The sequence below is a fragment of the Ensifer sp. 4252 genome, assembly GCF_050434565.1.
GTDB lineage: Bacteria > Pseudomonadota > Alphaproteobacteria > Rhizobiales > Rhizobiaceae > Ensifer.
Window position 1 is genome coordinate 1264259 of the sequence record NZ_JBNDIU010000001.1, and the last position, 19083, is coordinate 1283341.

Annotated in this window: 22 protein-coding genes; 11 read left to right on the forward strand and 11 right to left on the reverse strand. The window is 62.5% G+C overall.

Annotated elements, in window-relative coordinates; translation table 11 throughout:
- Window positions 1-109: 109 nt before the first annotated feature.
- The 3 genes from ABIE33_RS06130 to ABIE33_RS06140 all read left to right on the forward strand — a co-directional run bounded on the left by ABIE33_RS06130 (window position 110) and on the right by ABIE33_RS06140 (window position 2414).
- Window positions 110-1024 carry a DMT family transporter gene (locus ABIE33_RS06130; protein WP_429122617.1) on the forward strand — a complete coding sequence of 305 codons (915 nt, stop codon included), beginning with the start codon at window positions 110-112 and terminating at the stop codon, window positions 1022-1024.
- Window positions 1025-1101: 77 nt separating this feature from the next.
- Window positions 1102-1755: a ribosome biogenesis GTP-binding protein YihA/YsxC gene (gene yihA, locus ABIE33_RS06135; RefSeq protein WP_429122620.1), complete on the forward strand. Its 654-nt coding sequence runs from the start codon at window positions 1102-1104 to the stop codon at window positions 1753-1755.
- 119 nt (window positions 1756-1874) lie between these two features.
- Window positions 1875-2414: a DUF1269 domain-containing protein gene (locus ABIE33_RS06140; protein WP_429122623.1), complete on the forward strand. Its 540-nt coding sequence runs from the start codon at window positions 1875-1877 to the stop codon at window positions 2412-2414.
- Between the two features lie 46 nt (window positions 2415-2460).
- Here ABIE33_RS06140 and msrB read toward each other — a convergent pair whose 3' ends face one another.
- From msrB to ABIE33_RS06160, 4 genes are all read right to left on the reverse strand, one after another.
- Entirely contained in the window at window positions 2461-2955 is a 495-nt protein-coding gene (gene msrB, locus ABIE33_RS06145) for a peptide-methionine (R)-S-oxide reductase MsrB (protein ID WP_429123135.1), read from the reverse strand.
- 217 nt (window positions 2956-3172) lie between these two features.
- Window positions 3173-3730 carry a fasciclin domain-containing protein gene (locus ABIE33_RS06150; RefSeq protein WP_429122626.1) on the reverse strand — a complete coding sequence of 186 codons (558 nt, stop codon included), beginning with the start codon at window positions 3728-3730 and terminating at the stop codon, window positions 3173-3175.
- A gap of 161 nt (window positions 3731-3891) precedes the next feature.
- Window positions 3892-4614 (reverse strand): anti-sigma factor, encoded by a 723-nt coding sequence (locus ABIE33_RS06155; protein ID WP_429122629.1) that lies wholly within the window; start codon window positions 4612-4614, stop codon window positions 3892-3894.
- Entirely contained in the window at window positions 4611-5150 is a 540-nt protein-coding gene (locus ABIE33_RS06160) for a sigma-70 family RNA polymerase sigma factor (RefSeq protein WP_429122632.1), read from the reverse strand. The genes ABIE33_RS06155 and ABIE33_RS06160 overlap by 4 nt, the downstream gene beginning before the upstream one ends.
- A 156-nt stretch (window positions 5151-5306) precedes the next feature.
- Between ABIE33_RS06160 and argB the strand changes: the two genes are divergently transcribed.
- A complete protein-coding gene (gene argB / locus ABIE33_RS06165; protein ID WP_429122635.1) occupies window positions 5307-6194 on the forward strand; it encodes an acetylglutamate kinase in 888 nt (295 codons plus the stop codon).
- 79 nt (window positions 6195-6273) lie between these two features.
- Here argB and ABIE33_RS06170 read toward each other — a convergent pair whose 3' ends face one another.
- From ABIE33_RS06170 to ABIE33_RS06185, 4 genes are all read right to left on the reverse strand, one after another.
- Window positions 6274-7041 carry an isocitrate lyase/PEP mutase family protein gene (locus ABIE33_RS06170; protein ID WP_429122638.1) on the reverse strand — a complete coding sequence of 256 codons (768 nt, stop codon included), beginning with the start codon at window positions 7039-7041 and terminating at the stop codon, window positions 6274-6276.
- The gene (locus ABIE33_RS06175; RefSeq protein ID WP_429122641.1) at window positions 7038-8117 is read right to left on the reverse strand and encodes a bifunctional transcriptional activator/DNA repair enzyme AdaA; all 1080 of its coding nucleotides are present in this window, start codon (window positions 8115-8117) and stop codon (window positions 7038-7040) included. Before ABIE33_RS06175 ends, ABIE33_RS06170 begins: the two co-directional genes overlap by 4 nt.
- Window positions 8118-8197: 80 nt before the next feature.
- Window positions 8198-9112: an EamA family transporter gene (locus ABIE33_RS06180; protein ID WP_429122644.1), complete on the reverse strand. Its 915-nt coding sequence runs from the start codon at window positions 9110-9112 to the stop codon at window positions 8198-8200.
- A gap of 80 nt (window positions 9113-9192) precedes the next feature.
- Window positions 9193-9984: a sterol desaturase family protein gene (locus tag ABIE33_RS06185; RefSeq protein WP_429122647.1), complete on the reverse strand. Its 792-nt coding sequence runs from the start codon at window positions 9982-9984 to the stop codon at window positions 9193-9195.
- A gap of 156 nt (window positions 9985-10140) precedes the next feature.
- Here ABIE33_RS06185 and ABIE33_RS06190 point away from each other — a divergent pair, with 156 nt between their 5' ends.
- On the forward strand, window positions 10141-10854 hold the full coding sequence (locus ABIE33_RS06190; protein ID WP_429122649.1) for a pyrimidine 5'-nucleotidase: 714 nt from the start codon (window positions 10141-10143) through the stop codon (window positions 10852-10854).
- Between the two features lie 128 nt (window positions 10855-10982).
- A complete protein-coding gene (locus ABIE33_RS06195; protein ID WP_429122652.1) occupies window positions 10983-11504 on the forward strand; it encodes an EF-hand domain-containing protein in 522 nt (173 codons plus the stop codon).
- A gap of 217 nt (window positions 11505-11721) precedes the next feature.
- Here ABIE33_RS06195 and ABIE33_RS06200 read toward each other — a convergent pair whose 3' ends face one another.
- Window positions 11722-12621, reverse strand: coding sequence for an LOG family protein (locus ABIE33_RS06200; RefSeq protein WP_429122655.1), 900 nt, complete (start codon window positions 12619-12621; stop codon window positions 11722-11724).
- 310 nt (window positions 12622-12931) lie between these two features.
- Here ABIE33_RS06200 and dapD point away from each other — a divergent pair, with 310 nt between their 5' ends.
- The 3 genes from dapD (at window position 12932) to ABIE33_RS06215 (ending at window position 16295) form a co-directional block, all read left to right on the forward strand.
- A complete protein-coding gene (dapD, locus tag ABIE33_RS06205; RefSeq protein WP_429122658.1) occupies window positions 12932-13789 on the forward strand; it encodes a 2,3,4,5-tetrahydropyridine-2,6-dicarboxylate N-succinyltransferase in 858 nt (285 codons plus the stop codon).
- 4 nt (window positions 13790-13793) lie between these two features.
- Entirely contained in the window at window positions 13794-14177 is a 384-nt protein-coding gene (locus ABIE33_RS06210) for a DUF805 domain-containing protein (RefSeq protein ID WP_429122660.1), read from the forward strand.
- 156 nt (window positions 14178-14333) lie between these two features.
- Entirely contained in the window at window positions 14334-16295 is a 1962-nt protein-coding gene (locus ABIE33_RS06215; protein WP_429122663.1) for a DEAD/DEAH box helicase, read from the forward strand.
- A gap of 92 nt (window positions 16296-16387) precedes the next feature.
- Here ABIE33_RS06215 and ABIE33_RS06220 read toward each other — a convergent pair whose 3' ends face one another.
- Window positions 16388-16705: a DMT family transporter gene (locus ABIE33_RS06220; RefSeq protein WP_053248943.1), complete on the reverse strand. Its 318-nt coding sequence runs from the start codon at window positions 16703-16705 to the stop codon at window positions 16388-16390.
- 82 nt (window positions 16706-16787) lie between these two features.
- On the opposite strand from ABIE33_RS06220, the gene ABIE33_RS06225 reads away from it, so the two are divergent.
- Window positions 16788-17189: a winged helix-turn-helix transcriptional regulator gene (locus ABIE33_RS06225; RefSeq protein WP_429122667.1), complete on the forward strand. Its 402-nt coding sequence runs from the start codon at window positions 16788-16790 to the stop codon at window positions 17187-17189.
- A gap of 2 nt (window positions 17190-17191) precedes the next feature.
- On the opposite strand, the gene ABIE33_RS06230 is transcribed toward ABIE33_RS06225, so the two are convergent.
- A complete protein-coding gene (locus ABIE33_RS06230) occupies window positions 17192-18103 on the reverse strand; it encodes a LysR substrate-binding domain-containing protein (protein WP_429122670.1) in 912 nt (303 codons plus the stop codon).
- Window positions 18104-18243: 140 nt separating this feature from the next.
- Here ABIE33_RS06230 and ABIE33_RS06235 point away from each other — a divergent pair, with 140 nt between their 5' ends.
- The gene (locus ABIE33_RS06235) at window positions 18244-19068 is read left to right on the forward strand and encodes an alpha/beta hydrolase (protein ID WP_429123138.1); all 825 of its coding nucleotides are present in this window, start codon (window positions 18244-18246) and stop codon (window positions 19066-19068) included.
- The last annotated feature ends 15 nt before the right edge of the window (window positions 19069-19083 follow it).

The window sequence follows — 19083 nt, forward strand, 5'->3', positions numbered from 1 at the left end:
CTTTTCTTTTGGTACTTATCCCTGTTTGCGACGGGCGGTTGTCGTAGATACCGGCGCCCGCGCGCGCGTGACGTCTTAGTCTTCGACCATCGCCATCCGGATCCTGACGATGTCGCAGTCGACCCTCCGCCCAGCGGCGACGCCTCTCCAAAGCCGCGCTGGCGGCGTTTTGCTAGTGCTCGGCTCCGCCATCGTCTGGAGCTTCGGTGGCACGCTGGCGCGATTCCTCGATATTGCCGACGGCTGGACGATCGTCTTCTGGCGATCGACCTTCGCGGCCCTTTTCCTGCTCGGCTTCATGCTGGTGCGCGACGGCGCCCCCAACATGGCACGCTTGTTCCGGGAGATGGGCTGGCCGGGCATTGCCGTCGGCTGCTGTTTTGCCACGGCTTCGACCAGCTTCATCCTGGCGCTGGCCTATACCACCGTTGCCAATATCGTACTCATCCAGGCGGGCGTGCCGTTGATCGCAGCCCTCATCAGCTGGCTGCTCTTCCGCGAGCGGGTTTCAACCACCACCTGGGCGGCAATCGCCGCCGTCATCGCCGGTGTCGTCGTGATGGTCTCGGACTCGATCGGCGGCGGCGTGTCACCGGTCGGCGATGCGCTGGCGCTGCTGATTGCGCTCGCCTTTGCCTCGGCCACCGTGATCACCCGCCGCTACGCCCATGTGCGCATGGCGCCGGCCGCCTGCTTCGGCACCATCGTCGCCGGCACCATTGCGGGGACGCAGGCCTCGGGCTTTGCCGTCACTCCGAGCGAGCTTGCAATCCTTGTTGCCTTCGGCGCCCTCAACTTCGGCCTTGGCCTGGCGCTGTTCGTCACCGGTGCGCGGCTGCTACCCTCGGCCCTTGCCGCGCTGCTCGGCACGCTCGAAACCGTGCTGGCGCCGCTGTGGGTCGCCGTCATCCACGGAGAGATTCCTCGCGCCAACACCATCGTTGGCGGGCTGATCGTCCTTGCGGCCCTGTTGGTTTACCTGACGGTCGAGCTTCTGCGCCAGCAAATCCGGCCGGTTCGGTAGCTGCGCCGAGCCGAAAGCTTGACATCGCCGGCCAAAACCGTGAAGCCAAGTCAATCTTGACGAAGGAATGAACATCGATGGCCGACACAAAGACAAAAGACGACAAGCCGCTGTTCGGCCGGCCGTGGATTTTCATTCGCGGCGTTCCGGCGATGAAGTTCCTGCCGCCGGAAGGACCGACCGAAATCGCCTTTGCCGGTCGCTCGAATGTCGGCAAGTCGTCGCTGATCAATGCGCTGGTCGGCCAGAAGGGGTTGGCGCGCACATCCAATACCCCCGGGCGCACCCAGGAACTCAACTACTTCGTGCCCGACGGCTATTCCGGCGAAGCGGGCGATCTGCCGCCGATGGCGCTGGTCGACATGCCCGGCTACGGTTATGCCCAGGCGCCGAAGGAACAGGTGGATGCCTGGACCAAGCTGGTGTTCGACTACCTGCGCGGCCGCGCGACGCTGAAGCGCGTCTACGTGCTGATCGACTCCCGCCACGGCATCAAGAAGAATGACGAGGACGTGCTGTCGCTGCTCGACAAGGCGGCCGTCTCCTACCAGATCATCCTGACCAAGACGGACAAGATCAAGGCTGCCGGCGTACCGCGGCTGATCACAGAGACGCTCGAGAAGATCAAGAAGCACCCCGCCGCATTTCCCGAGGTTGTCTCCACCTCCTCCGAAAAGGGAGAGGGCATCGACGAGCTTCGCGCGACGATCGAACTTGCGCTTACGCGCTGAGAGCGGAAATCGCCCGAAAGTCTTTGATCTCCGTCACTACCCTGACATCCAAACCGCTCTATCTCTGCCGTGCGGTCGCGCGTTTCCTTGCGCGATAGCGTCAAGGATAGGAGAGACATATGTCCGATTTGATCGTTGTGGGATTCGATACGCCCGAAGAGGCTGACAAGGTTCTCGTCAAGCTCGCCGGCCTCAAGAAGGAATATCTGATCGATCTCGAGGACGCCGTCGTCGTCGTGCGCGACGCGGAAGGCAAGGTCCATCTCAAGCAGAGCCTCAACCTGACCGCGATCGGGGCGACGTCCGGCCTGTTGTCCGGCTCCATCTGGGGCGGACTTGTCGGGTTGCTGTTCCTCAATCCGCTCGCCGGCTTTGCCATCGGCGGCGCAATTGGCGCCGGCGCCGGTGCGCTTTCCGGTTCGCTGACCGATTACGGCATCGATGACGACTTCATCAAATCGCTCGGCAACACCATCCCGAACAACTCGTCGGCCCTGTTCATCCTGGTGCGCAAGGTACAGCCGGAAAAGGTTCTGGCAGAGTTCTCGGGCCTGCGTGGCCGCGTCCTGAAAACATCGCTATCGCCCGAGCAGGAACAAAAGCTTCAGGCAGCGCTCTCCGACGCCCAGACGCCTTCGCCGCAAGCCGGAACGTTCTGAGAGAGACTTTCCTGCGGACGCACTTTGTCGTCCGCAGGAAGCACTGTCAGGCGCTGGCCGGAACGAACGTCAGTGCGAAACCATTGATGCAATGGCGCTTGCCGGTCGGCGGCGGACCATCGTCAAACACGTGGCCGAGATGCCCGCCGCAGCGCTGGCAGTGACATTCCGTGCGCGTCATGAACAGCGAGTTGTCCTCGCGCGTTGCCACACCGCCGGGCAAGGATTGCCAGAAACTCGGCCAACCGGTGCCGCTGTCATATTTGGCTTCGGACGCATAGACCGGCAGCGCGCAGCCGGCGCATTGAAACGTGCCCTTGCGCTTTTCATTGTTGAGCGCGCTGGTAAACGGACGCTCGGTGTCCTCGTGGCGCAGGATCCGGTATTGTTCATCCGTCAGGATCGCCCGCCATTCGGCATCGGTCTTGGTAACCTCGAACGTCTCGCCCGAGGCGGCGCGCGCCGAAAGCGGAAGGCCCTTTGCCAGCGCAACGGCGCTCAGCGTTCTGCCGAAGATCAGAAAGTTCCGCCGGTTCACGATCGAACCCTCCTTGTCATGCCCCTCACGCCGCCGAGGTCGAAGATAGCGGCCGCCCGGTCACGCGGCAAAACAAGACCGATCAAAGCGCCGTGAAGGAGCCGGGTTGAAAAGGCCACCGATCGCGGACGACCGGTGGCAGGAGCACCGGAGGCATGAGACCTCCGGCGGCGGATCGCCTGCGAATGCTTGCCGCGGCGATCCGGAGGAAGCAGAAGCCTCAGCCCTTGGGCAACAGCACCTTGTCGATCACGTGGATCACGCCGTTGGACTGCTTGACGTCGGCGATTGTGACAGTGGCGGTGCCACCGGCCTCGTCGGTGAGCGTGATCTTGCCACCGTCATCCTTGGCCTTGAGAACGCAACCGCCAACGGTCTTGACGTCATGCTCGCCGCCATCATCCTTGACCATCTTGGCGATCGCCGACGACATTGCGTCGGCGGAGACGACGTGGCAGGTCAGAACCGTGGTGAGCTTATCCTTGTTTTCCGGCTTCAGGAGCGTGTCGACCGTGCCGGCCGGCAAGGCGTCGAAAGCTTCGTTTGTCGGCGCGAAGACCGTGAACGGGCCCTTGCCCTGCAGGGTCTCGACCAGCCCGGCGGCCTTGACCGCTGCGACCAGCGTGGTGTGATCCTTCGAGTTGACGGCGTTTTCGACGATATTCTTGTCCGCATACATCGCCGCCCCACCGACCATCGGGTTTTCGGCATGGGCGATTGCAGCGCTTGCAGTCAGTATGGCAATGGCGGCGAACGAACGGATCCCAGAGGTGAACATCTTAGTCTTCCTTCCTGTTGAGCCTGTCAGGGAGGCGACAGCCAGCCGCCTCGTTGAAACTGCCGTTCCCTCCTCGGGAACATGACAAGCAACGGAAGCCTTGAGAAAAGAGTTTCAGGAATTTTCGGATTGGTGAAGAAGAGCGTCGAACACTGCTGACCCTAGAGATCGCGCGCCTTGCCAAGCGCGATAATCGGGCCGGTGGCCGATCCTGTCGGCGAACCGCCGAGCGGCTCGATACTGACGGCCAGAACCGAACCGCGCGAGAATTTCTCCCGCATGGCCGGGGCGATAATGATCTCGCCTTCGCCGGTCTGGGGCAGTACCCCGAGGGAAACAGCCGGGTTGTCGCCATTGATGAGCCACAGCTCCAACGATTTCTCCTCCGCCTGTCGCGTGGCAACGGGCGTCACCCTGAGATGGCCGGAATCCCGATCAAAACGGGCGACGAGGTCGACCGAGATGCCCTTGCCGGTCATTTCGGCGACAAGCGGCCGGCCGCCGGATGGCGGCGCAAACAGGCCCGCCATCGACGCGTACATGACGCCGACGGCAGCGAGCGAAGCGAGTGCCAGGCCGCGCCACAACGCAAGCGACTGCCAGAGACCCGCCCGCACCGGGGCCGCGGCCGGCGAGGCCGTTTCGAAAAGCCTGCGTTCGATCGCTGCAAAGGTCCGCGCCGGCGGAGCGACGGGATCATAGGCTTCGTCGAAGGAGGAAAGGTTGTTTTGCCAGCGCGTCACCATGGCGGCGAAGTTGCGGTCGGATGCAAGGCGCGCCTCGACCTTGCGGCGGTCGTCGGCAGACAGCACGCCCAGCACATATTCCCCGGCGATCACTTCGTCGCGGCGGAAATCTCCTTTGTCTGGGGTGGACGCTGTCATCGCTCCATGCACTCTCTCAACTTCAACAGGCTGCGCCTCAACCAGGTTCGCATCGTGTTCAGCGGCACAGCGTACATGTCCGCCAGTTCCTGGTAGCTCAGGCCTTCGACGTAGGCGCGTCGCACGGCGTCCGCCCGATCGGTTTCGAGCTCCTCCATGCACGCATCGATCCGCCTGCCCTCCGCTCTGACCACTGCCGATTTTTCCGGATCGGCAGCAGGATCAGCCAAATCGTAGGCTTCGTCAATCGCGTTGGCGACGGGTTTTCGCGCCCGGATCAGGTCGATGGCACGGTTGCGCGCAACCGCGGCCAACCAGGGCATCGGCGTTGACTGGCCGGGAGAAAAACGGTCGGCGTGCTGCCAGATTCTGACGTAGATTTCCTGTAGCGTTTCTTCCGCTTCACTCCGATCTCTGAGGATACGCAGGCAAATGGCGAAAAGTTTCGGGCTGGTCAGCCGGTAAAGCTCAGCAAAGGCCGCACGATCCTTGAGCGCAACACGGCCGAGCAGTCCGGAAATTTCCTCGTCGATCATTGCCAACCCGACCCGATGCATTCTTAAGACAGGACATAGGGCACAAATCGCTATCCGCCAGCGTGTAGCGTCATTGCTGTTTTATGTTGCTCGCCGATCATTCCATCAACGGGAAACTTGCGTTAAACAGCAGCCGGTATTTTTCGAGGGTCCGCCATGTCCGCCAATGAAAGTGAAATCCAGGCACGCCTGCTTACTCAGGCCCTGCCTTACATGCAGCGTTACGAGAACAAGACGATTGTCGTGAAATATGGCGGCCACGCCATGGGCAATGCCGAACTCGGCCGTGCCTTTGCAAGCGACATCGCGCTGTTGAAACAGTCGGGCGTCAACCCGATCGTCGTACACGGCGGCGGCCCGCAGATCGGCGCTATGCTGACGAAAATGGGCATCGAATCGAAATTCGAAGGCGGCCTGCGCGTCACCGACGAAAAGACCGTCGAGATCGTCGAGATGGTTCTGGCCGGTTCGATCAACAAGGAGATCGTCGCCCTCATCAACCAGACCGGCGAATGGGCGATCGGCCTTTGCGGCAAGGACGGCAACATGGTCTTTGCCGAGAAGGCGCGCAAGACCGTCAAGGATCCGGATTCCAACATCGAGCGCGTGCTCGATCTCGGCTTCGTCGGCGAAGTCGTCGAAGTCGACCGCACCCTGATCGACCTGCTCGCCCGCTCGGAGATGATCCCGGTGATCGCGCCGGTCGCGCCTGGCCGCGACGGGCACACCTACAATATCAACGCCGACACGTTTGCCGGCGCCATCGCCGGCGCGCTGAACGCCACCCGTCTCTTGTTCCTGACCGACGTGCCTGGCGTGCTCGACAAGGAAGGCAAGCTGATCAAGGAACTGTCCGTAGCCCAGGCACGGGCGCTTATCGCCGACGGCACGATTTCCGGCGGCATGATCCCGAAGGTCGAGACCTGCATCGATGCGATCAAGGCCGGCGTCCAGGGCGTCGTCATCCTCAACGGCAAGACGGCGCATTCGGTGCTGCTCGAAATCTTCACCGAGCGCGGCGCCGGCACGCTGATCGTTCCCTGATCGACAGCAAGACAAGAACGCATGAAAAAGCGGGATACGGTTTCAGGCCGTATCCCGCTTTCATTTTGGTGCCACTCGCTCAGGCCTGATAAACGGCCTGGGCCTCCTGCTTCAGCTTTTCCATCATTGCCCGGTAGGGAAATGGGCCGTAGCTGACGCGGGCGACGCCGGCGCTGGCCAGCGCCTTCAGATCCGGCGCGCCGGGCCGCATCATCACGTTGACCGGCAGGCTCGAGGCGGCGCAGACCTTGGCAATCAGCCCCTCATCCACCAGCCACGGCACGAAGAAGCCGCTGGCGCCGGCTTCGGCAAAGGCCTTTCCGCGCGCAATCGCCTCGTCGACGAGGTCGGCATGGCGCGCCGCATCACTCTCCTGCAGGAACAGGTCAGTGCGGGCATTGATGAAGAAAGGCACGCCGCGGCGGCCGGCCATATCGCGGATCGCGCGGATGCGGGCTGCCTGCTTTTCGATCGGATGCACGCCGGATTTTCCGACCACCTGATCCTCGAAGTTGATGCCGATGGCGCCGACGTCGATCAGGCGCGAGACATTGGCAGCCCCCGTCGCCGGATCGTCGGAATAGGCGCCCTCAAAATCGACCGTCACCGGCATCTCCGTCGAGGCAACGATCAGCCGGGCGATATCGGTAAGCAGCGCCAGCGGAACCTTCTCGCCATCGCCAAAGCCATGCGCGGCGGCAATCGACCAACTGCCGGTCGCGAGCGCCTTGGCTCCAGCCTCGGCGACGGCCTTGGCGCTGCCCGCATCCCAGATATTGTAGAGCACCACCGGATCGCCCTTGCGATGCAGAGCGGCGAATTCGGCGGCCTTTTCAGTCTGGTTCATTGCATTTCCTCCGCAAACAATCCCACAGGTTTCATCTTGCCTTCGTGCCGGAGCAGCCATTGCTTGCGCCACAACCCGCCACCGTATCCCGTCAGTGAGCCATCGGCGCCGATGCAGCGGTGACAGGGAATGACGATGGCGATCTGGTTGGACCCGTTGGCTTTCGCCACGGCACGCACCGCCTGGATCGTATCGACCTCGCGCGCGATGTCACCATAGGAACGTGTTTCACCGAGCGGAATTTTCACGAGCTTTGCCCAGACCGCGCGCTCGAAGGCCGTGCCGGTGAGCGCTAGCGGTGTGCGGAATTCTGTTAGCTCGCCCGAGAAATAGGCTTTCAGCTCCGCCTCCATCTGGTCGATCGGCGCCGTGCGGCCCGGAACGACCGCCGAGCGGGTTTTGTTTTTCAGCTTTTCCAGCTCGGTCGGCAACGCCTTGCGATCGTGAAATTCGAGGATATGCAGATGCGTCTTGTCGGCGACCGCCACCATCGGTCCGAGCGGCGTATCGATGCGGTCGGCAAACAGAAGTTCTCGGCCCTGCGCCATCGCCGGCGCTTCGCCAAGCAGTTTGGCAAAGGCCGCGCGAAAGCCGCTTGGCGATTCATATCCGGCGTCGATCTGCGCATCGATGACCCGGCTGCCCTCGGCAAGTTGGCGGGCGGCAAGGCCCAGGCGCCGGTGACGGGCAAGGTCGAGAAAGGTAATGCCGAGATTGCGCTTGAAGGCGCGGCGAACGGTCGACGGATCGTGGCCGCGGCGAACCAGATCGTCCTCTGTCCAGCGCCGTTCAGGTGCGGCTTCCAGCGCCTGCAGCAGATCGCCGACCAGCGGATCCTTGGCGCCAACGGCCGCCAGCGGCTTGCAGCGCTGGCACGGGCGAAAGCCCGATTCGAGGCAGGTGCCGATCGAACCGACGAAGATGGTGTTCTCGCGCTTCGGCTTGCGGGCGGGACAGGAGAGGCGGCAGAAGATCCCCGTCGTCTTGACGCAGACATAGGCGGCGCCCTCGTATTCGGTGCTGCGCGCCATCAGGGCATCGTAGAGTGTTTCGTCGGAAGGAAGATCGAACAACATGCGGCTCTTCTACCATGCCTGCGATGGCGCGGGCGCCGGTTTTCGGGCGTCTATTTTTCCGGTGACAGTCTGGCGTCGGGTTAGATGAGGACGAGCGTCACCACGCCGAGCACGATCAGGAGGCAGCCGAGAAGTTCGAGACGATTGATCCACTCGCGGAAGATGAAGAAGGACGAGGCGAACGTGAACAGCATCTCGACCTGCGCCACCACCTTGACGATCGCCGCCTGCTGCAGCGTCATCGCCATGAACCAGCCGAAGGAGGCGGAGGCGCCGACAAAGCCGACGACGAAGGCGGGCTTCCACGCGGCGGCAATGCGCTTCAATTCGGCCGGCTCGCGAGCCACGATCCAGATCAGCATCACCACCGTCTGCAGCAGAATGACGAAGCCGAGCGTGAAGCTCGCCTGCATCATGTAGTCCGGTGCCGGCAGGCTGGGCGCGAGCGCCAGCGAGGCCGAGCGATAGGCCACGGCCGAGAGCCCGAAGAACGTGCCCGAGAGAAGGCCGATGCCGGCCGTGCGGCTGAAAACCGACGTGACCAGCGAGCGCGGGCTCAGCGTCGTACGCGCAACCGAAATCAGCATGACACCGACGACGGAGATGGCGATCGCCACCAGCGTGCCCTCGCTCGCCCGCTCGCCCAGGAAGATGAGGCCGAAGAGTGCTGCCTGGGCCGGTTCTGTGCGCGAATAGGCAGTGCCGACCGCAAAGTTGCGGAAGGAGAAGAGGTGGACCAGCAGGAAGGTCGCTGCGATCTGCGCCAGCCCGCCGATGACCGCCCAGAGGAAGAACGTGCCGTTCGGGACCGGCAACGGATGGCCCGCCACGCGCCAGAGCACCAAGAGATAGAGAAGAGCAAAAGGCAGGCCGAAACCGAAGCGCACGAAGGTGGCGCCGGTCGTGCCCATGACGCCCTTCAGGTGTTTCTGCATGGCGGAGCGGACGTTCTGAAGGAAGGCCGCAGCGACGGTGATAAGTACCCAGGTTTCCATGGCTGCGAGCTAGCACGCAGGCCCGGACATTGCCAAGAACTCCGTACAGTCTCGGCGACTTATACCAACCCGCGCTGATGTTAGTCCGGCTTTTCCTGAACTTCCGCCAGGTCGCCGGCCCGACTGAACGTGAGCGGGGGGCCTTCTTCTTCGAAGGTCTTCACGCGCTGATCGTAGTTCGGCGAGATCGTGCCCAGCACGCGATCCCAGAACGAGAAATAGTTGCCGTAGTTGTACTTGAAGCCGGAATGATGCTGGTCGTGGAACGTCGTACACAACAAAGGGGACGGATAACGCGCCGTCGATGAGGCGAAATACTCGAACCCGCAATGCCCGAACATGCCGTTGAAATGTTCGAACAGCCGGTGTCCGATGAGGATCACCGGCGGAAACGGGACGGCGAAAACGACAACGGCTGAAAAACTCTGCAAAAGGAAGTTGTCGAAGACATCCTCCGAATAGGTGCTCCAGATCGTTGGTGCGACGCTCCTGTGATGAAGAGCGTGCAGTGGGAAGAGCCACCTGGTGTGCAGCAGCCGATGCATGAAATAGAACCAGGTATCGTAGAGGAACATGCACAGGACAAAGAGTGGTACCGCCGCCCACCAATTGAAGGTCCAGGGCGCAGGCGCCCAGCCCTTTTGCTGGGCATAGAGGCCGATCGTCAGCGGCAGGCAGGCACTGAACATCGACGCCAGGCTCTGGCGGATCTCCGCCTTGCGGCGCCTGTCGGCACTGCGCCCCTTCTGAATCTTTCGCTCGGGATTGCGCTCGTTGACCCAGGTCAGGCCATAGCCAAAGGCGAAATAGGTAACGACCGTCGTCGCGTAGAATCCGAACAGAAACAGCAGATAGAAAAGTTCGTCCGACATTGGCATCTGCCGTCCCAAGTCAAAAGCCGCCCCGGCCGGAAGATGCCATGCCGTTTTGGCAATTCAAAGTGGAAACATGCGCGTCGGCAAGACAACCCGTGCTGCAACATGCATTTTGTCGTTTGCCGCCATTCACCGCCATGTCATAAGGCGGTCATGAAAAAGCTCGATCGCCTGCCGACCCACGACGAATTCGCCCATGTCACCGACTGGGTCTTCGATCTGGACAACACGCTCTACCCGCATCACGTCAATCTGTTTTCGCAGATCGACCGCAACATGACGGCTTACGTTTCGGCGCTGCTGTCGCTGGAGCCGGCGGATGCGAAGAAGCTGCAGAAAGACTACTACCGCGACCACGGCACGACGCTCAAAGGCCTGATGATCCATCACGGTATCGATCCGAGCGACTTCCTCGAAAAGGCGCATGCGATCGACTACAGCATCGTGCCGCCGGACCCGACGCTGGGCGAGGCGATCAAGGCGTTGCCGGGGCGCAAGTTCATCTTCACCAATGGCAGCGTTGCGCATGCGGAAATGACCGCACGGGCACTCGGCATCCTCGATCACTTCAACGACATCTTCGATATCGTCGCTGCCGATTTCGTGCCGAAGCCGGCCGGCGAAACCTATGACAAGTTCATGAGCCTGCACCGGGTCGATACCCGCAATGCGGTCATGTTCGAGGACCTGCCGCGCAACCTTCTGGTTCCGAAAACGCTCGGGATGAAGACGGTGCTACGGGTGCCGCGCAACTTCGAATACGAGTTCGCCGAATCCTGGGAACAGTCCGGCGACGAGGACGAGCAGATCGATTTCGTCACCGAAGATCTCGCCAGCTTCCTCCGGCGCGTGGTCGCCGACCTCTGACGTCGACACAATTTTGCCAAGGAAAGACCCCTTTCCCGCCAAAGGCTTAAATTACCAAAGTTTAACTGGTGCCCGCCGGCTAGCTGCCTATCATTCGTTCAGGGATAACCCGATCGAAAGGAAGCATGATGCGGAACAGAACCCTGATCCTTGGTGTAACCGCCCTTGCCGTCGCCGTCACCGGATTGGCTGCGCCATCATTTGCCGCCAGAGACAAGATGACGCCTGAACAGCGGGCCGAACGCATGATCAAGCGACTGGACACCAACAGCGATTCCAAGGTGTCGCTCGACGAGTTTCAGGCGCGCATGACCACGAACTTCAAAACCTTCGACACCAATGGCGATGGCCAGATCAGTGCCGACGAGATGAAGGCGAAGCGCCAGGCGTTCCGCGACGCCCGCAAGGCCTGGCAGGAAGCCAAGAGCAAGGATGGCAAGGAGCGCGACGCAGCGCTTGCCCAGCTTAAGGATACCCGTCCGGCCATGGTGCCCGGCATGCGACCCAAGGCCTTCAAGCGGGTCGATACCGACGGCAACGGCTCTTTGAGCGCTGCCGAAGTCGCGAGCGCGAGCGAGAAGATGTTCAAGCGCCGAGACAAGAACGGTGACGGCGTCATCGACGCCGCCGACTTCACCAAGAAGATCTAGACCGGGAAGATCTAGCCCGGATGGCGACACCCTCCCCCGCCCGGTGGAGCGTGTCGTCTGCGTGGCGCCTCCTCCTGGCATCGGACACGATCGCAAGGGGGAGGCGTGAATTTCAGTAGAGCCTAATCCTTCCCAAACGACAACGCCGCGCGCCAGATATGGCGCGCGGCGTTGTTTATGCGTCAGGCAAGCATTCTGCCCGAACGAGTATGGCTCTTTAGCGCCGGCCGTTCGCCATCGGCACCGACCGCGGATCGACGGTCTCGTAGAAACGCGAAATGATATCCCAGGCCTCGTCGGCGGTTTCGACGAACTGGACGAGATCGATATCGTTCGGCGCAATCGTGCCGAATTCGGCAAGCGCCTCGAAGTTGATGATCGAGCGCCAGAACTTTTCCCCGAAGAGAATGAGCGGAACCAGCGCCAGGCGGCCGGTCTGCATCAACGTCATCGTTTCAAACAGTTCGTCTAGCGTGCCGAAGCCGCCGGGGAAGACCACCACCGCCTTCGCACGCAGGAGGAAGTGCATCTTGCGGATCGCGAAATAGTGAAAGTTGAACGACAACTCGGGCGTGACGAAACGGTTCGGCGCCTGCTCATGCGGCAGCACGATGTTGAGGCCGATCGACGGTGCGCCGACATCGTCGGCGCCGCGGTTGCCCGCCTCCATCACGCCCGGCCCACCGCCGGTGACGACGACATATTCCTTGTAGTGCAGCTTGGCGGAATGTTCCGAGACGGTCTGCGCGAACTTGCGCGCCTCGTAGTAATAGACCGAGGCGGCTTCGAGGTTCTTGCGCTGGGTATCGTTCTTGGCAGCCCAGGCGTCGCCGCCGGGCTCGGGAATGCGCGCACCGCCGAACATCACCACGGTCGAGTTGATGCCGTACTCCTCCAGCATCATCTCGGTCTTCAGCAGTTCGAGCTGCAGCCGCACCGGGCGCAGTTCCTCGCGGCAGAGAAAATCGTCGTCGATATAGGCCAGGCGATAGGAAGGAGAGGCCGATTGCGGCGTCAGCGGCACCGTCTGCGCCCGTTGCCGGCTCTGCGAGCTATCCGCCAGCGGATCCCAAACCCCATCCTTGCGGCGCAGACTGCGCTTCTTCATGCGTGCCATGCTATCGTCTTTCCCGTCGCGTTCCGGACAATCGGCATCTCGGGCGGACGCGTCCTATCCTGTTTCATCGGTCATGAATGCCCCTGATGCCGCAGTCGACCGGGCTTGCCAAGCCCTGCCGGCAGGGTCGCGGCCGAAAAGCGGTTCAACTTTTCCGGAACCGGCCTCGGGCGCCACGCATTCCATCGGTTCAGAACACCCATGGCCGCACATCGCGTCGCTGCTTAATTTTGTCCTTAAATCGATTCCGATTTGCGGAATTATGCAGTAGAGCTTTCGCAGGATAACCGCCGAACTTTAAGGAATTCCGATGACGAACCACAACCTCGCCTCCCTGTCGCAGACGATCGACGCCGCCTTTGATGACCGTGATTCCGTAAACACCGGAACACGCGGCGCGGCGCGCGACGCCGTGGAGACGGCACTGAACCTGCTCGACAGCGGCAAGGTGCGGGTGGCAGAGCGTGGCGCCGACGGCAACTGGACCGTCAATCAGTGGCTGAAGAAGGCCGTGCTGCTCTCCTTCCGCCTCAACCCGATGGAAATCGTCCGAGGCGGCCCGGGCGAATCCGTCTGGTGGGACAAGGTCGCTTCCAAGTTCGACGGCTGGAGCGTCAACGAGTTCGAGAAGGCCGGCTTCCGCGCCGTGCCGAACTGCGTCGTGCGCCGCTCGGCCTATATCGCGCCGAACGCCATCCTGATGCCGTCCTTCGTCAACCTCGGCGCCTACGTCGGCGAAGGCACGATGGTCGACACCTGGGCCACCGTCGGCTCCTGCGCCCAGATCGGCAAGAACGTTCACCTGTCCGGCGGCGTCGGCATCGGCGGCGTGCTGGAGCCGATGCAGGCCGGCCCGACGATCATCGAGGACAATTGCTTCATCGGCGCGCGCTCCGAAGTCGTTGAAGGCTGCATCGTGCGCGAGGGCTCGGTCCTCGGCATGGGCGTCTTCATCGGCAAGTCGACCAAGATCGTTGACCGCGCCACCGGCGAAGTGACCTATGGCGAAGTCCCGCCCTATTCCGTCGTCGTCGCCGGCTCGATGCCGTCGGGCTCGACCATGGGCAACGGCCAGCCGGCACCGAACCTCTACTGCGCCGTCATCGTCAAGCGCGTCGATGAGAAGACCCGCTCCAAGACCGGCATCAACGAACTGCTTCGAGACTAATCCGATGACACCGGAGGGGCGGCGGGGAAGCATGACCTGGCTGTTCTTCAGCCCCTCCGGTCGCATCACCCGCCTGCCCTTTTTTCTGTCCTGGCTCTTCTGGCTCCTGATCGGCGGTTTTGTCGTCGCGCAGATGCTCGCCAACGAGAGCCAAAAGACCGCGCTGGCGCTCTGGACGCTGGCGCTGATCGTGTCCGGTATCGTTTCCACGCTCTCGATCGCCATGCTTGCGATCAAGCGGCTGCACGATATCGGGTATCCCGGACCGCTAGCGCTTTGCCTGTTCATCCCGGTCCTGAGCCCCATCGTTTTCATCGCGCTCTGTCTCTGGCCGGGCACGGAAGGCCCGAACGAATTCGGCCAAACCGGCGATGAACCCGGCGCTTGAGCGGCGCACTGTACATTTCGGGCCCGAACGCGTATGTAGCGCGCCATGAACAGGCCGGCGACAAGATGCTGGCCGCGGCAATCGGCGCCTGATGACGACCTGATCCAAGGTCTTGTTCGTTTACCGGCGCGAAAACCGAAATCCGAAAGACGAGAGATGACAGAATTCGAAGGGATCGCGCCTGCGATCGCCGAGGCGTTGGCAAAACGCGGTTACAACGAGTTGACGCCGGTTCAAAAGGCGATGCGCGATCCTGATCTTGCGGGCAAGGATGCGCTGGTATCGGCCCAGACCGGCTCCGGCAAGACCGTCGCCTTCGGCCTGGCGCTGGCACCGACCCTGCTCAGCGGTGAACGCCGCTTCAGCGCGCCCGGCGCGCCGCTGGCGCTGGTCATCGCACCGACCCGCGAACTGGCGCTGCAGGTCAAGCGCGAGCTCGAATGGCTCTACGAACAGACCGGCGCGACGATCACTTCGTGCGTCGGCGGCATGGACATGCGCACCGAGAAGCGCGCGCTGGAGCGCGGCGCCCACATCGTCGTCGGTACGCCCGGACGCCTTTGCGACCATATCCGCCGCAACTCGCTCGACATCTCCTCACTGAGCGCCGTCGTGCTCGACGAGGCCGACGAGATGCTCGACCTCGGCTTCCGCGAGGACCTCGAATTCATCCTCGAGGAATCCCCCGATGACCGCCGCACCCTGATGTTTTCGGCAACCGTGCCGCGCTCGATCGCGACGCTTGCCAAGAACTACCAGCGCGACGCCGTGCGCATCAGCACCGCTTCGGAGCAGAAGCAGCACGTCGATATCGAATACCGGGCGCTGACCGTGGCGTCGAACGACCGCGAAAACGCAATCATCAACGTCCTGCGCTACTATGAAGCGAAGAACGCCATCGTCTTCTGCTCGACCCGTGCTGCCGTCAACCATCTGACCGCCCGCTTCAACAACCGCGGTTTCTCGGTGGTGGCGCTGTCGGGCGAACTCAGCCAGAACGAACGCACGCACGCGCTGCAGGCCATGCGCGATGGTCGCGCCCGCGTCTGCATCGCCACCGACGTTGCCGCCCGCGGCATCGACCTGCCCGGCCTGGAGCTGGTCATCCACGCCGACCTGCCGACCAACCCGGATACACTGCTGCACCGCAGCGGCCGCACCGGTCGCGCCGGCCAGAAGGGCGTCAGCGCCCTGATCGTGCCGGTCAGCCAGCGCCGCAAGGCCGAGCGCCTGCTCGAAAACGCCCGTATCACCGCCAACTGGGCACGGCCGCCGTCCGCCGACGAGGTCAGCCGCCGCGACGACGAGCGCCTGCTTGCCGATACCAGCTTTGCCGAGCCGATCCGCGAAGACGAAGAAGCGATCGTGCGCGCCCTCATCGAGCTTCACGGTGCCGAACAGATGGCCGCCGCCTTCGTGCGCCAGTTCCGCTCGGGCCGCTCCGCCCCGGAAGACCTGATCGAGGTCGCGGTCGGCGATAGCCGCGCCAAGCCGCGCCGCGACGAGAAATCTGCGCCGCGCGAAGACTATGACGCGCCGCGCGCCGATTTCAGCGACGGCAGCTGGTTCTCGCTCTCGGTCGGCCGCAAGCAGAGCGCCGAGCCGCGCTGGCTGATCCCAATGCTGTGCCGTCACGGCAAGCTCACCAAGCGCGACATCGGCGCGATCCGCATGCAGCAGGACGAAACCTTCGTCGAGATGACTGCCGACGGCGCCGAGCGCTTCCTGTCGGCGATCGGCAAGGAAGGCATGCTGGAAAAAGGCATCCGGGTGAAGACGCTCCCCGGCGCGCCGGATCTGTCGCAGCAGCGCCAGGAGAAGCCGAGCTTCTCCAAGGACAAGCCAAACTTCTCCAAGCCAGCCTTCTCCAAGGACAAGCCGGCCTTTGCCAAGAAGCGCCCCTATGCCGACGATACGGCGCGCAGCGACGGCGACTTCAAGCCGAAGCGCAAGTTCGATAAGAAGCCGGCCTATGCCGCCGCCCCGGCCCACACCGACGACAAGCCGCCGGAAAACCGCGACGCCTGGACCAAGAAGAAGGCCAAGCCGAACGCCGGCAAGGACGGCGGCTTCAAGCCCAAGCCCAAGGGCAACAACGCCAAGAACCGCCAGAGCTAAGCTCAGCGCGGACGCGTTGTCACGACCCATCAAAAAGCGCCGCGATCCGATCGCGGCGCTTTTTTTCGTCAAGGTCGGTGGAAGCTGCCGTATCAGGCTTCGAGGAAGCGAAGGCCGGCGACGGCGACGATGATCATCGCGATGCAGGTGATTCGCATCCAGGAAACGGGGTCGCCGAACAGCACGATGCCGAGCACGGTGATGCCGACGGAGCCGATGCCGGTCCAGGCGGCGTAGGCGGTGCCGGCCGGCAGGTCGCGCATGGCGATCGTCAGGAGATAGACGCTGCCGAGCGCGGCTGCGATGCCGATCACGCTCGGCACCAGTTTCGTCCAGCCTTCGGCGTATTTGAGCGCCAGACCCATGATGATTTCAATCAGGCTCGCCGCTATCAGGATGATCCATGCCATTACCGTCTCCATCGAAATTTCCATCTGGAGAACAATCTGGTAGGGTAGGCACCGAAGAGCAATTACGCACCTTTTGGTAACTATGAAAATCTCAACAGACCCGCTTGAAGCGCCCCTTACCTCCACTCCTGACGTCTTCGACCCGACCTGCTCCTCGCGCCATGCGCTGGAGCTGATCGCCAGCAAATGGGCGATGCTGGTCATCTCGGCGCTCGAGGAAGGGCCGATGCGCAACGCCGCACTGATGCGTCGCCTTGGCAATGTCTCACAGAAGATGCTGACACAGACGCTGAAGGAGCTGGAGCGCAACGGCCTTGTCCTTCGCGAAGACAAGAAGACCGTGCCGCCGCATGTGGAATACAGCCTCAGCGCTGTCGGCCGTTCGCTCAGCGAAACGCTGCTGGTGCTTGATCGCTGGGCCGAGACGCATTTCGGCACGCTCGACGCGGCGCGTGAACGCTACGATGCCGAGCGAGGAAAGTAGGTCTATTCGCCGTCGAGCTGCGACTGGGCGACGACTTTCACCACCCAATCGGCAAAGACGCGCAAGCGGCTGCTCAGGTGCCGGTTGGGCGGATAGACGAGATAGATCGGCATCGATTCGATCTGCCAGTCCGTGAGCACCGGCCGCATGGCGCCGGTCTTCAGATCCTCACGCACCATGAAGCGCGGCGCCTGGATGACGCCGAGGCCAGCGCGGGCGGCGGCGAGATAGGTGGTCGATTCGTTGGCGGCCACCGCATAGCGGCCATGGACCTCGATCTCCTCGGCCCCGCGCTTGAAGTAGAACGGCATCTGCTGGCCGGTCTGCGGGCGGAAGTAACCGACGACGTAACAATTCTTTGAAAGGTCTGAAGGATGTTGCGGCGTCGAGCAGCGGTCGAGATAATCGGGCGCTGCACACGCGATGAAGCTCATGTCGGTGATGCGCCGGGCAATCAGCGACTGGTCGGTCAAGGTGCCGACACGAATGGCGCAGTCGACATTCTCGGCGACATAATCGACCGTGCGGTCCGAGACGCCAAGGTCGATCTGGATGTCTGGATAGCGCTTGTGGAATTCGGGCAGAGCCGGGATGACGATGAGGTTGGCAAGGGCGCTCGCCATCTCCACGCGCAGCCGCCCCTTCGGCAAGGTCTGGGCGCTCGACAGGCTGCCGTCGAGCTCATCGAGGTCGGTCACGAGGCGCGCGGCGCGCTCATAGTAGAGTGCACCATCCGGCGTCACCAGAACCCGCCGCGTCGTGCGGTTGAGCAGCTTGGTGCGCAGATGCGCTTCCAATCCCTGGATGAGATTGGTGACGGTCGCCTTGGGCATATTGAGCGAAGCGGAAGCACGTGTGAAATTACCGGTTTCGACAACGCGGAGAAACGCGCGCATGGCCGTGAGCTGGTCCATTTTCAATAGCCGTTATTGTTCGAGATACTGAATAGTGTAGTCGGATTGGACGGACTATTCCAGACAGAAGACAATGTTATTCTCCCACCATGGCGGGTTGTCGCCTCATGTGGGATGACCCCGTGGCAAAGGCAAGAGAGATGGGTGAACGCTTTACAGTAGAGACGATGCAGACGGGCCAAGGCTCGTGCTCGGCACGTGTCTATCGTGGCGAGACTCTGCTCAATCCGCCGCCCGTGGTGCTGCATCTGCATGGCGGCTCCTTCGTCGGCAGTTCGATCGCAGCCGGCGAGCGCGTCGCCAAGGCGCTTGCGGCAGCCGGCGCCGTCGTCATCTCGCCGGAATATTCCTCTGCCTGCCTCAATCCGTTTCCGGCCGCACTCGACGTCACCTATTCCATGCTTTCCTCGATGCGTGCGCGCTGCCCGCAATTCGCGCACAAAAAGTCGATGCTGTTTGTGGCTGGCGAGGAGGCGGGCGGCAACTTGGCAGCCGGCGTGGCGCTGATGGCCCGCGACCAGTTCCTCACCGACCTGAAGGGGCAGATCCTTCTCTCACCGATGCTCGATCCGTGCCTGGCGACTGCATCGTTTCGCAAATACTGTCCCGAAGGTTCGGTGCAATCGATCGCCGAAGGCTGGCAACGGTATCTCGGCGAATGCGGTGGATTCACGCATCCCTATGCCGCTCCGGCGCACTGTACGCGGCTGGCCGGCCTTGTTCCCTCGCTCATCCTGACCAGCGAGGAATGCCCGATGCGCGACGAGACTGCTGCTTATGCAGACCGTCTTCGGCAGGCGGGTGTGAGCGTTCAGTCCCATATCCTTCCCGGCCGCGCCGGGTGGATACCGGAAAATACCGTGAACGCTGAAACCTGGGGCTCCCAGGAAGAAACGATTACCGGCATCTTTTCCCGCTTCTTTCAACAAGCAGGAGCGAAGCCGGCGGAAATGACGATGCGTTAGACAAGGACGACAGGG